The following is a 12646-nucleotide window of genomic DNA, read 5'->3' as shown; positions in this document are numbered from 1 at the left end:
TTTCGCGGCATGCAACGAGCAAGGCCAGCGCTTCGCAAACTTCCCGGCTTTGGCCGCCTGGACGACCGACCAAGGCGAACCCGCCAGCTATGGATTAGGCCTCGCCCATGCTAATTTGACGTGATTCGGAGGCCTCGGACGCAGTAACCCCATCAAAATGGAATGAATTTCTCCCAATATGGCAGTCTTCCGAATCTGATCACGCTGGGGCGTCTTGCGCTCGTCCCGGTCATTATCGCGTTGATCGCCTCGCAACGCTGGAAAGAGGCCTGCGTCTGCTTCATCATCGCCGGGATATCCGACGGTCTCGACGGCTGGATCGCGAAAACCTTCGATCTTCGCACGCAGCTTGGCGCTTATCTCGACCCTTTGGCCGACAAGGCGTTGCTCGTCTCCATTTATGTGGCGCTGGCCATCGTCGGGGTTCTGCCGGCGACGATCGCCATCATCGTCGTCGCGCGCGACATGGTGATCGTTGCCGCCTTCATGATGTCGTGGTTTCTGGACAAGCCGCTGGAGGTCAGGCCGCTGTTGATATCGAAGCTGAACACTTTGGTGCAAATTATTTTCGCGGGCCTCGTTCTCTGCGTCAAAGCCTTCGATTTTCCGATGGGGACATGGTTCGAGATTTCGCTTTACGTCGTCGCCGGGCTGGCGCTGGCGTCGATCGGGGCCTATTTCGGCGAGTGGCTGCGGCACATGAGCGTTTGATTTCAATGCGCGATCTCATCTGGCATGATTTCATCCGGCATGATCTCTTCTGAAAAGCCCGCAACGTTTCAGCATAATGCTTCGGCGCTTTTCCGCTTGGGATTTGCTATGAAAAGCCGAACCGGATCGGCGTCGCCGCGCAAACCTGTTCGGGGCTCGGCCATCGATCCCGCGTTGCGACGAAGCGCCCGATAAAGAGGGAAACGACAAAGATGCGGCTTGAGTGGCAGATCGTCTTCTGGATCGGCGCGCTTCTCTTGCTTGTCCTCGCGCTTTGGCTGGTGAGCGGCGTGCTTTTGCCTTTCGCCGCCGCTGTGGCGCTGTGCTATTTGCTGAACCCAGTCGCCGACCGACTTGAGCATCTGGGGCTCAACAGGCTCGGGGCGACGCTGCTCATCATGGCGGCCTTCATTCTCATTCTTGCCTTGATCGTCATTCTGGTGATCCCAATTCTTTGGCACCAGCTCGCCAGTTTCATCCAGGCCCTGCCGGCCTATGTCGTCAAAATCGAGGAATTGGTCACGAAACTGAGCGAGCGACTGCCGCAAGACAATGGCGCCACGCTTCTGGAAAGGTTTGGTTTCGGCAAAGACGCGTCGGCGGATCTGCGCAATTCCACCAGCGAACTCGTCAATCAGGCGGCGCAATGGGCGGGAACTTTCCTGAAGTCGGTCTGGACCAGCGGGGCGGCGTTGATCGGCGTGCTGTCTTTGCTCGTCGTGACGCCCGTCGTCGCCTTTTACATGCTGCTCGACTGGCGAAAGATGATCGCGACGATCGATGGCCTCGTTCCGCTGCGTTATCGCCAGACCGTGCGGGAGCTTGCGCGCGAAATCGATGCCGCCCTGGCTGGGTTTTTGCGCGGCCAATCGCTCGTTTGCCTGTTTCTTGGCATCTGGTATGGCGCGGGGCTGTCGCTGATCGGGCTCAATTTTGGGCTTCTGATCGGCATTTCGGGCGGCCTGCTCAGCTTTATTCCCTATGTCGGATCGCTGACCGCGCTCGTCCTGTCGGCGACGGTCGCGATCGTGCAGGGCTGGCCGGAATGGAGGTTGCTGGCTCTCGCGCTCGGCGTCGTCCTCAGCGGCCAATTTCTGGAAGGCAATGTATTGTCGCCAAAGCTCGTCGGCGGATCGGTCGGGCTGCACCCGGTCTGGCTCATTTTCGCGCTGCTGGCGTTTGGCAGTCTGTTTGGCTTCACAGGGCTCATCGCCGCCGTTCCGCTCGCCGCTGCCGCGGGCGTGCTTTTGCGATTCGCCGTCAGGCGCTATCGCGAAAGCCATTTTTACTCGGAATTAGGTCAGCCGGGTTCGAAAATACTGATCGAAGCTGCGGCGATTCCCACCGATGAGCGGCGCTGAAATGGCGGGCCAGCGTTCCGGCGATGCGTCGTCCGCCCATCAATTGACCTTGGAGCTGGCTCACCCGCCGGGCTATGGGGCCGAGGATTTCTTCGTCTCCGACTCGAATGAACAGGCCTATGCGATGATCGAGCTTTGGCCGGCATGGCCGGATCAGGTTCTGCTCATTCTGGGGCCGCCCGGTTCGGGCAAAAGCCATCTTGGCGCGATCTGGGCCGCGAGGGCGAAGGCAGGCGTCATGTCCGCCGCGTCGCTCTTCGGCGCGGACATCGAGGCTCTGGCGGGCGCCGGGCCGCTCCTTCTCGAAGATGTCGAGGCGATCGGCGATGCGCAGACGCAGCTTTTCCACCTCATCAATCTAATGCGCGAGCGACGAGCGACGCTCGTTCTCACCGCGCGGCGGCCGCCAGATGTCTGGGGGCTGACGACCGCCGATCTCTTGTCGCGGCTTCGCCTTGCGCCCCGGGTCGAGATCGGCGCGCCGGATGATGCCCTGATGCGCGCGGTTTTGGTCAAGCTTCTGATTGACCGCCAACTCGTCGTCGATATCAATGTCGTGGACTACGCGGCCTTGCGCCTCGATCGTTCGCTCGATGCGGCGCGCTGCTTCATCGATGCGCTCGATCGCGAGGCGCTGTCGCGCCAAAGTCGCATCACGCGATCCATCGCGGCGGATGTGCTGCGCGCCCTATCGGACGAGGGCTTGGCAGATGGCGACGAGCGGGAATAGGCGCGGGTCCAGAATGCGCGTCATTCCTGACGCGCTCCAGAACTGGACGGATTACGGGCCGACGTAGCGGATGTGGCGGCCTTTGGGATCGGTGATGATCGATCCCTCAGAAATGGCGGGGTCGGCGACAGACCGGCCGATGACGACGTCATCCGCGTTAGCTTTCGGCTCGCCCGTCGCCGAAAGATGCGCGTCGAGCGCGACGAGGGCTGCGCGCTGGCGGTTGGATATCCCCTTGATCTCGGACAGTTTGGCGAAATCATCAGCATTGTGATGGCTGCTGCTGGAAAAGCCGGTGAAGATTCGGATGCCATTCTCCGTCATCACAGCATCGCCATTATGCAGACTGTCGTCGTCCATGAAGTCCAGGCCCAAATGAGGCGCGGAAGGGTGGGCTTTCGCCACATCGGTTTTGCGATGCAGCGCGACTGGCCTTGGCTTGTGTTTATGGTAGCCAAACCCACGCGGCATAAATGGGCGCGGGTAGGCGGGAGCCGGCTGAGGAGCAAGCTGCGGAAAAAGGAAGTCGAAAAACCCGGCGTTGGCCGCACTAAGGGGGAAAGTCAGGGCGACGCACGCCGCCGCCGCAACGCTGACATGACGCGCGAAGCCAAGCATCAAGTCCGAACGACATTTCATGACAGGCCCCCAGCGCGCTGTTTCGAAATCCGCGCTTTGTTCGAACGACGCCACAATAATACCGCAATGTTGCATCCTAGGGCAAGGAGAGTTCCGCCTTTTCAGGCTTGCGCCGCCAATCGGTCATATTCGGCCCGCACCACGGCGACGCCATAAAAGCGTTCGAGGCGACGAACCGTGAAATGGCCGCGCGCCAAAGTCTGGAAATGGTCGACGAATGCGTAATTGATCGCCGCGCCGCAGGCCCCGCCGATCACCGGGATGCTTTGCGCCGCGAGCTTTTGCGAGACGACCAGACCAAAACGAGAGCTGATTTGGGCAATCAAACGCACCATGATCGGAGCGGCTTCTTCGGCAAGACCGCGATCGAAAAGATAGCGGGCGGCTTCGCTCACTGATTTCGCCAGAAGGCCGCGCACCGCGAAATAGCCGGTTTCGAGAAAATCTCCTGTCCGAACCGCGCCAGCGGCGTTGGTTGCGCCACCGAGCGCAAAAACCTCGAGGCAGGCCAGGGCCGCGTCAGGCCGCGATAAATCCTCGCCCTCGCCCTGGGCGATGTCGGCGATGGATCGCAACATGATCGTGGTCGTAAAGGGTAGTTCGATCGGCAGGGCGGCAAAACCAAAAGCGCCGCCGGCCGCTCCGGCGAACACGGCGACCGACTTATGCAAACGGCGCCGATCGCGAACGGGCTTGCCCGCCAGGCTGCGCAACGCCATGCGCATCGCGCTCTTGATAGCGGCCTCCGCCGTCTTGGTTATGGCGGCCGAGACTTGAGTCGGAACGATCACCCCAACCATGCCGATCTGACGCCCGATGACGGAAGTAAGGCGCATGGCGAGACTGGAAGTCTCCAGTTCGCGGATCGCTCGTCGCAAAGCGACCTGATCATCCGGCGAAAGGCTCATGGTTTCGGTCGGGACCAACTCGCCGCCTGAAGGGGGTGGTTCAACGTTTATGACAGAGCGCAAAACGCCACCTCGTTAACGATGCTTCAACTAATGGTCCGGAACAGCGCCGACTTGCGATTGACCCTGCGCGCCTCCGCCATTAACGAACTAGAAACGATTTGGGCGGGATTGGGTTCGGCGCTTTTCGCACTCTGGGCTAAATGGAGCTTTCGCGAACAACCCGCGAGCGATCGAAGAAAAAATCCTTAAAGGTGGAACGATTCCTTTAGGAAAAGGGTTAAGCACAAGTTACTCGGTGCCGTTCGATCGCCCCAAACGGTAAATTCCAGTCTTTCTACTTAAGCGCGCGACAAAATCTCGCTGCGACGATTGCCTACGCGAAATGTTGGAGTCGGAAACATGAACGGTAGGGTTTCAGGGGAGGCGCTGACTTCAAGCAACATCGCGTCGTGGGTGGTTTCATTCTGTATCGCCGCGGCTTGCCTCGCGCCTCTACCTGCCGCGGCGGCACGCCTGTTGACAGCGTCTTACGCTACCGTTGGCGATGCAACCACCGTGCCTTACGGATGGGTTGATTTCTGCCGGCGCTATGATGGCGAATGCAATGGAGCAGCTCTCGTCCCGCTGGACATCGTTACGACCTCAAAGACGATTAAAGAGATCGAACGGGTTAACAAGTGGGTCAACACTCACGTCGAGGCGGTTTCCGATAAGGAGCATTGGGGCGTCACCGATCAATGGGATTATCCGATAGACGCTAAGGGCGATTGCGAAGATTATGCGCTGCTGAAACGCAGGATGCTTCTGGAAGAAGGGTTTCCGCGCCAGGCTTTGTTGATGACTGTCGTCAAAGACACAAAAAATGAAGGCCACGCAATACTCACGGTAAAGACGAGCAGCGGCGAGTTTGTGCTCGACAATCTGGTCAATGAAGTAAAGCCGTGGGATCAGACTGGATATCGCTTCGTCAAACGCCAGTCGCAAAGCGATCAAAACGTTTGGGTGCAACTGGGCGACCCGACCCCCGCCCCGGATTACGTGTCTGGACGCTGACCCTCGTCAGTACTGAGGCCTAAACGCCTGTTTCTGGGAGCAATTCGATCCGGAAAGTCCGCGCTTTTCGGATCGCGCTTTTAGCTGGCCCACAATTCGCGCGCAAAGCGGGACCCGGCATTTTCATATTGCGGGACTCGTCCCCGGGGCGCCGGCGAAATGTCGCCAAACCGAATCGACGACGCGAGACGTGCTGCGCGGCGCGGAAAACTAGCCGACGCGAGTTGGTTCGGCGATGCCGTCTTTGTCTTCAGTCTCTTTGACTGTCTTGAGCTTGACCGGACGCAAGAGGAACATGGGAACATGGTCGCCCATGCCGACGACAGGCGCATCGTCCCGGTCGTGGCGATGCGGTTGGCGTTGCTGAGCGGGCGGCGTCGTGACTTTCGCGGGGGGCGAGACCGGATGATCTTCGCTGCGGCGGCGGGAGCGCGGCGGTCTGGCGCTCCTTTCCCGCACATCCTCGCCGGCGTCCTCCGCTGGCCGCGTTTCGGGGCGCGAGGGTTGTTCTGCGCGAGGCGCAGCATGATGCGAGGAAGCGCCGCGACCGCGCCGCGGCGCCGACTCCTCGGCGTCATCTCCTTCTGTCAGATTGGCGAGCGTCTCATCGCCGATCCAATCGATTTTCCGGGCGATCAGCTTTTCGATCTCGACGAGATGTTTCTGATCGGCCCTGGTGACGATCGAAATGGCGACGCCGCTCTTGCCGGCGCGCCCGGTTCGGCCGATGCGGTGGACATAATCCTCCGCATGGGTCGGAACGTCGAAATTGAAGACATGGCTGACATCTGGAATGTCGAGACCGCGCGCGGCTACGTCCGAACAGACGATAAGCGCCACCTCGCCGGACTTGAAAGCGTCAAGCGATGTCGTGCGCGCGCGTTGATCCATGTCGCCGTGCAGCGCGCCCGCATTAAATCCGTGTTTTTGCAGCGATTTATGCAGCAGCGCGACATCGCGCTTGCGATTGCAGAAGATGATGGCGTTCTTGAAGTCCGCCGCGTCGCGGATGAGCCGGCGCAAAGTTTCGCGCTTGGCCGGCCCTGGCGATGAGGCGACGAGTCCTTGCGTGATTGTGGTTGCGGTGGAGGCGGCTCGCGCGACCTCGATCCGCACCGGATTATGCAGGAAGGTCTCGGTAAGGCGGGTGATTTCGGGCGGCATGGTGGCGGAGAAAAACAACGTCTGCCGCGTGAATGGCACCAGCTTGCAGATGCGTTCGATGTCGGGGATGAAACCCATGTCGAGCATGCGGTCGGCTTCGTCGATGACGAGGATTTCGATCGCATTGAGCAGCAGCTTGCCGCGTTCGGAGAAATCGAGGAGACGGCCGGGCGTTGCTATCAGCACATCTGCGCCGCGGGTAATTTTGGTTTCCTGATCGCCAAACGAGACGCCGCCGATCAGGAGAGCGACGTTTATCTTATGATTGACGCCGTAGCGCGCGAAACTCTCCTCGACTTGAGCGGCGAGTTCGCGCGTCGGCTCGAGAATGAGGGTGCGGGGCATGCGCGCCCTGGCGCGGCCTTGCTCGAGTCGCGACAGCATCGGCAATGTGAAGGCGGCGGTCTTGCCCGTGCCGGTCTGGGCGATGCCGAGAATATCGCGGCCGGCGAGGGCATGGGGAATGGCCTGAGCTTGGATGGGCGTCGGCGTCGTATAGCCGGAGGCTTCGACCGCTTGCAAAACCTTCTCGCTGAGACCGAGATCGTTGAATGTCATTCTTATCCTGAAATGGGCTTTGACGCTGGCAATGAAACCGGTCGACGCCTCAAACTCGCCAGCGAGAGGGAGAGGCTACGCCATCAGGCGACGCATTTTGTTTTCGCCGCGATGCTTATGAGACAGAAGCATGAAACGCGCATTGCCCGACGGCGGATTTCCACTTGGGGAGGCTGCGCGACACGACAATAATTCAGGCGATGTCCTGATCACTCTTGCCCGAAAAGCTAGCCAGAAGCAATGAAATTGCAAGGTCCGCGTCATCCACGGTCGGCCAAATCACTAGCTTTCATGCGTTAAATTGCCGCGTCCGCCAGCAAATGGCCGAATTAGCGATAGCAAAAACTTCTATCTGAACGGTCCCTCGTCGCGTCTGTTGCAATGCAATACGCTGTTCGGAAATGTCGCAACGTTCGGGATCGTGCTCTAGTTGGTGGCGAGTCGCGGATTTTGCTTCGCTGGCGGCGACAAAACCTTCATCAAGCCGAACATCACAAGAAGCGTGCCGAGATAGGCGAGAAGCTGCAGTTCCGTTGGCCGGTCGGTATAGCCAAGCAGCGTATGCAAGACCCGGCCCGGAATGCTATTGTCGGGAAGGATCGCCGACGTGTTCCATACGGTCCGGCTAAGGCTTGTTGCAATATCCGCCTGTTCGAGAAGGGCGATGCATTGCGCCGCCATGCCCGCGGCCACGAATGCGATGAGAATGCTGGTGACTTTGAACAGGTGACGCGCCGGGATAGTTACAAGGCCGGTATAGGTTAAGAGGCAGATGGCCGCTCCAAGCAAAAGACCCAAAACGCCGCCAACAAGCAGGCTCAGTCCAGAGTCGTGGCTTGAGATCACCACGCCATAGAGAAACAGAACGACTTCCGAGCCCTCGCGCAGCACCGCGACGCCAATGACCACCGCCAGCGCCATAAGCGAGCGCGAGCCGTTGGTGACCTCGCCGCCGACGCGGCGCAATTCGTCGCTGAGCTCGCGGCCATGACGCGCCATCCACACATTGTGCCAAGTCAGCATGATGACGGCGAGCCCGAGTATGGAGGCGTTGAAGATTTCTTGTCCGACGCCTTCAAATGCATTCGATAAAGCGCCCGCGAAAACTGCGACCAGCGCCGCGCCGAGAAGGCCGGCGGCCAGGCCGCCCCAAATGAAGGGCGTGCGCTGGGGCATTGTCTTGGTTACGGCCAGCACGATGCCGACGATGAGCCCGGCTTCGATTACTTCGCGTAGAACAATGATGAGGGCGCCGATCACGCTGAGCTCCTTCACGTCCCCACAGCCGCCGGGCGCGCTGGGAGGACGCCGTCGTCATGGGCGCTCGCCATTTCGAGCGGCTCGAAAGCTGCCGCGTGATGCGCATCGGCTTCGGCAGTGCGGCTGTACACCACAAAATGACGGCGATCAATCAAGGCCGCATTTTTTAGAACGATTTTAATGAAGATTGGAGATCTGTTCAGCCAGAAAACTCGACTCTATTCGAAACGACGAGTAAAAAGAGAGCCTTTTATTTCAAATAAGCCGGATCTATACCACGAAGGCAAGATAGAGCGCCGCCTCGTCCGCTTTGACCCGGCTTACTTTGACCTCGCGCCGCTATCGCGTTCGCGCAGGGCGACCCAGTACCGCCGGCGGTCGGAGCGACGCAAAACGTCGAGGGGGACAACGCTATTCACCTTCTCGGCGTCAAGAAGACGCACGAGGTCCCCAGCTCCGGTGATCGGCGCGCCGTCGATGGCGAGCACGATGTCGCCGGTGAGCAGGCCGGCATGATCGGCGGGGCTCCCCGCCTCCACCGAGCTGATGACCGCGCCGAATGTTTGCGTGAGGCCGAGCCGCAGCGCGATTCTCCGCGGCAAGGGAATCGTCCCGGCGCCAATGCCGAGATAGGCGCGGCGGACGCGACCGTGCGCCACGAGTTCGCCGAGGACGAAACGGGCGGTATTCGCCGCCACGGCGAAGCAAATGCCCTGCGCGCCGGCGATGATCGCGGTGTTGATTCCGATGACGTCGCCGTTTGATGAAACCAGCGGGCCGCCCGAATTGCCGGGATTGAGCGCTGCGTCGGTCTGGATCACGTCATCGATCAGGCGGCCGTTGTTCGACTGCAAGGACCGGCCAAGAGCCGAGATGACGCCCGCCGTGACCGTGGAATCAAAGCCGAGCGGATTGCCGATCGCGATGGCGATTTCACCCGGCTTCAACCTTTTCGAATCGCCGAGTCGAGCCGCAGGAAGCGTCGCGCTTTCATCAACCCGCACCAAAGCCAAATCAGTATCGGGATCGTCGCCGAGAACGCGCGCAAATAGATTGCGTCCGTCGAGAGTAATCACTTCAGCGCGCTTTGCGCCCTGGACGACGTGGCTATTGGTCAAGATGAGGCCGTCCGGCGAGACAATGACGCCAGATCCGGATCCTGCTTTTTTGCCATCGCCGCGGCGGATGTCGAGGCGCACCACGCTCGGTCCGACCTGCTCGACGACCTTTGTCACGCTTCTTGAATAGGCGTCGAGCAGCGACTCGTCGTTCTGAGTCTCTTGACGGGAATCGTGGCGAAGCCCGGCGTCATCCGCGCCGCGATCCGTCTCGTCGAGAACAAAAGAAGAGAAAGGCTCCAGCATTTGTGAAAATCCTTGAAGGTTCCCATTCATATGGGACCGGATTTTCGAGCCTTAAAGGGGCGAGGGACGAATGGCGGCGCTAAGAGCCCGAGAAGCTGCGGCCGCGATTAACTCGATAAGCTCGGGCTGGCGATCATTCGCCTCGATATTGAGGATTTGGCGAGAAGAATATTATCGAGGAACTGCCGCGCGCTATTCGCCCAAGTGAATGTCAGCGCATGCGCCCTGGCTTTCTCGCGAGGAATGTCGAGCGCTCTGAGGCAAGCCGCGCGCAAATCTTCGTCTAGAACGCCAGCGCCGCTGGAGCCGATGACGTCAAGGGGACCCGGCACGGGCAGGGCGGCGACCGGCAGGCCGCAGGCGAGCGCCTCGAGGATCACCATGCCGAACGTATCGGTGCGGCTCGGAAATACGAAAACATCCGACGAAGCGTAATGAACAGCCAGAGCGTCGCTGGTTTGCGAGCCGAGGAAATGGGCGTCCGGATAGGCCGCCTGCAGGCTGCGGCGCGATGGCCCATCGCCGACGATCACTTTCGAGCCGGGCAGGTTGAGCGCAAGAAAACTTTCGACATTCTTTTCGGGGGCCAAACGGCCGGCGTAGAGGAAGATTGGCCTTGGCAGATTCATCACCGAGGCTTTGGATGGCGCAAATTGGCTGTGATCGACGCCGCGCGACCAATGCATCAACCGTTCAAAACCTCGATTTTGCAGGTCGTTCGCGATTGAGGCAGTCGACACCATGACGCCCGAACCGGCATTATGGAAACGGCGCAGCACCGCATAAGTGACGGCTTCAGGAATGCGCGTCCGGGCCGAAATATATTCGGGAAAGCGGGTGTGATAGCTCGTCGTGAAAGGACGCTTCGAGCGCAGGCAATAGCGCCGCGCGGCATAGCCGACGGGTCCTTCGGTTGCGATGTGAATATGGTCGTAGGAGACGCCTTCGAGCCGTCGGCGGACAGCTCCGGCGGTCGCCAAAGCAAGCTTTATTTCGCTGTAGGTCGGCAGCGGGATGGAAGCAAAGCCTTGGGGAGTTAAAAACTCGATTTCCGCGCCAAATTCGCGCAACGCTTTAGCCACGGACTCGAGCGAGCGGACGACGCCGTTGACCTGAGGCTTCCATGCGTCGGTTGCGATCAGAATCCGCATCAGGCGACGGCCTTCGGAATCATGCGCATCTCGGCCTCAGCGGCGGCCCGACGCTCCGCAGCGGTCAACTGCCAATGCAGGATCTCAAGCCGACCGTCCTGTTGTTCGCCGATGGCGGTGCAAGATTCGACGAAATCGCCGCAATTTACGTACATGACGCCGTCCACATCCCGGATCGCGGCGTGGTGAATATGGCCGCAGACCACGCCATCAGCTTGGTGCCGCCGGGCCGCCTCGGTCAAGGCCTCTTCGAAGGCTCCGATGAAACTTACGGCGTTTTTGACCTTGAGCTTGGCCCAGGCCGACAGCGACCAGTAGGAAAATCCCATCGAGCGCCTAGCCTTGTTGAACCAAAGGTTCGCCCACAGCGCAAATTCATAGGCCCAATCGCCAAGGAAGGCGAGCCAGCGCGCATGTTTCACTACAATATCAAACTGATCGCCGTGGACGATCAGCAAGCGCTTGCCATCGGCGGTCTGATGGTAGGCGTGATCGACGACCTCGACGCCGCCGAAAACGGTCCCGATGAAATCGCGCGCGAATTCATCGTGGTTTCCCGGCACAAAGTACATCTTGGTTCCTTTGCGGACCTGCCGCAGAAGCTTTTGCACGACATCATTATGCGTCTGTGGCCAATACCACCCGCTTTTCAGCCGCCAGCCATCTATGATGTCGCCGACCAGGTAAATCGTATCGGCTTCGTTGTATTTCAGGAAGTCGAGCAGAAGATCGGCCTGGCATCCCCGCGTGCCGAGATGGACGTCGGACAGGAAAAGCGTGCGATAATGGGTCGGTTCTTGATCGTGGCTCACCGTCGCGCCCCCGGCTGAACTTTCCAACTACCTTTGAGATCAAAGCAGAAACAGATTCTCATGGCTTTTGGATGACACCCAACCCCTGCTTAAGGCATTTGCGCCGGTCGCGTCAAACTATCGTTCGATATTCCAAACGAAATCGGCTAGTTTTCCCACACGCAGAATCGCTTTTAGCAGGATCATCGTAGATGGGTGTCGAAGGACGAGACAAGGTCAAGGTTCTGGAGGCCGGCGCGCTCGCGCTGTCGGGCCAGCTTGGCAAGACGGTGCAGCGCTTGCGCAAGGGCTATAATTTATCGCTGTCCGAACTATCGGAACAATCGGGCGTCGCCAAATCGATCATCAGTCAGATCGAGCGCAATGAGACTAATCCCACGCTCGCGACGATTTGGCGTCTTTCGCAGGCGCTTGACGTCTCGATCGAGCGGGTGCTGCAGGCCGCCGACGATGAGCCGTTTCTGGAAAAATCCTCGCGCGGCGATACCCCGATCCTCGTTTCGGACGATGGCAAGTGTCGCCTCGCCATTGTCGGCTGGATAAAGACGGTTGAATGGCTGCAATGGTATGAGTTTGCCGCCCAGCCTGGCGGCGTGCTCGAATCGGAAGCGCATCAGCGCGGCTCGGTCGAGAGCCTTTCGATCAGCGAGGGCGAACTCGAGGTCGAAGTCTGCGGCGCGATCGATCGCGCGAAGGCCGGCGAGACCTTGCGCTACCGCTGCGATCGTCCGCATATCATCCGCAACGTATCGGAAGCGCCGGCGAGCGCCATGATGGTTTGCATTCTCAAGGCGGCGGCGATGGAGTGAGGCCTCGCCGCTTGCCGCATATTTGCAGCTGAACAAGCGGCGGCGTTGCTTTTACGGCTATTCGAGCCATAGGCTGTCTTGTTGGCGTATATCGGTTTCTGCCAGCGGTTTTTCGGCGCGAGG

At 59.8% G+C, this 12646-nt stretch carries 13 protein-coding genes; 5 read left to right on the top strand and 8 right to left on the bottom strand.

Features of this window, described 5'->3' with window-relative positions:
- Nucleotides 1-162: 162 nt before the first annotated feature.
- From WDN46_22140 to WDN46_22130, 3 genes are all read left to right on the top strand, one after another.
- Complete coding sequence (locus tag WDN46_22140) at nucleotides 163-711, top strand: CDP-alcohol phosphatidyltransferase family protein (GenBank protein MEJ0096010.1); 549 nt, start codon at nucleotides 163-165, stop codon at nucleotides 709-711.
- Between the two features lie 212 nt (nucleotides 712-923).
- Nucleotides 924-2072 (top strand): AI-2E family transporter, encoded by a 1149-nt coding sequence (locus WDN46_22135; protein ID MEJ0096009.1) that lies wholly within the window; start codon nucleotides 924-926, stop codon nucleotides 2070-2072.
- On the top strand, nucleotides 2059-2802 hold the full coding sequence (locus WDN46_22130) for a DnaA/Hda family protein (protein ID MEJ0096008.1): 744 nt from the start codon (nucleotides 2059-2061) through the stop codon (nucleotides 2800-2802). The genes WDN46_22135 and WDN46_22130 overlap by 14 nt, the downstream gene beginning before the upstream one ends.
- Before the next feature lie 51 nt (nucleotides 2803-2853).
- On the opposite strand, the gene WDN46_22125 is transcribed toward WDN46_22130, so the two are convergent.
- Nucleotides 2854-3441, bottom strand: a complete 588-nt coding sequence (locus WDN46_22125) for a hypothetical protein (GenBank protein ID MEJ0096007.1) — start codon at nucleotides 3439-3441, stop codon at nucleotides 2854-2856.
- 101 nt (nucleotides 3442-3542) lie between these two features.
- The gene (locus WDN46_22120; GenBank protein ID MEJ0096006.1) at nucleotides 3543-4349 is read right to left on the bottom strand and encodes an EcsC family protein; all 807 of its coding nucleotides are present in this window, start codon (nucleotides 4347-4349) and stop codon (nucleotides 3543-3545) included.
- Nucleotides 4350-4868: 519 nt separating this feature from the next.
- Here WDN46_22120 and WDN46_22115 point away from each other — a divergent pair.
- On the top strand, nucleotides 4869-5405 hold the full coding sequence (locus WDN46_22115) for a transglutaminase-like cysteine peptidase (GenBank protein ID MEJ0096005.1): 537 nt from the start codon (nucleotides 4869-4871) through the stop codon (nucleotides 5403-5405).
- Between the two features lie 210 nt (nucleotides 5406-5615).
- Here WDN46_22115 and WDN46_22110 read toward each other — a convergent pair whose 3' ends face one another.
- From WDN46_22110 to WDN46_22085, 6 genes are all read right to left on the bottom strand, one after another.
- Entirely contained in the window at nucleotides 5616-7127 is a 1512-nt protein-coding gene (locus tag WDN46_22110) for a DEAD/DEAH box helicase (GenBank protein MEJ0096004.1), read from the bottom strand.
- A gap of 426 nt (nucleotides 7128-7553) precedes the next feature.
- Complete coding sequence (locus tag WDN46_22105) at nucleotides 7554-8387, bottom strand: FTR1 family protein (protein MEJ0096003.1); 834 nt, start codon at nucleotides 8385-8387, stop codon at nucleotides 7554-7556.
- 11 nt (nucleotides 8388-8398) lie between these two features.
- The gene (locus WDN46_22100) at nucleotides 8399-8542 is read right to left on the bottom strand and encodes a hypothetical protein (GenBank protein ID MEJ0096002.1); all 144 of its coding nucleotides are present in this window, start codon (nucleotides 8540-8542) and stop codon (nucleotides 8399-8401) included.
- Nucleotides 8543-8707: 165 nt separating this feature from the next.
- Complete coding sequence (locus WDN46_22095; GenBank protein ID MEJ0096001.1) at nucleotides 8708-9751, bottom strand: trypsin-like peptidase domain-containing protein; 1044 nt, start codon at nucleotides 9749-9751, stop codon at nucleotides 8708-8710.
- A 107-nt stretch (nucleotides 9752-9858) separates the two neighbouring features.
- Nucleotides 9859-10902 carry a glycosyltransferase family 1 protein gene (locus WDN46_22090; GenBank protein ID MEJ0096000.1) on the bottom strand — a complete coding sequence of 348 codons (1044 nt, stop codon included), beginning with the start codon at nucleotides 10900-10902 and terminating at the stop codon, nucleotides 9859-9861.
- Nucleotides 10902-11714 (bottom strand): UDP-2,3-diacylglucosamine diphosphatase, encoded by an 813-nt coding sequence (locus WDN46_22085; GenBank protein ID MEJ0095999.1) that lies wholly within the window; start codon nucleotides 11712-11714, stop codon nucleotides 10902-10904. Before WDN46_22085 ends, WDN46_22090 begins: the two co-directional genes overlap by 1 nt.
- 191 nt (nucleotides 11715-11905) lie before the next feature.
- On the opposite strand from WDN46_22085, the gene WDN46_22080 reads away from it, so the two are divergent.
- The gene (locus WDN46_22080; GenBank protein ID MEJ0095998.1) at nucleotides 11906-12523 is read left to right on the top strand and encodes an XRE family transcriptional regulator; all 618 of its coding nucleotides are present in this window, start codon (nucleotides 11906-11908) and stop codon (nucleotides 12521-12523) included.
- The last annotated feature ends 123 nt before the right edge of the window (nucleotides 12524-12646 follow it).

The organism is Methylocella sp. (assembly GCA_037200525.1).
Lineage (GTDB): Bacteria > Pseudomonadota > Alphaproteobacteria > Rhizobiales > Beijerinckiaceae > Methylocapsa.
Note: the sequence above shows the minus strand (reverse complement) of the source record. Positions and strands in the feature narration are given on the sequence as shown.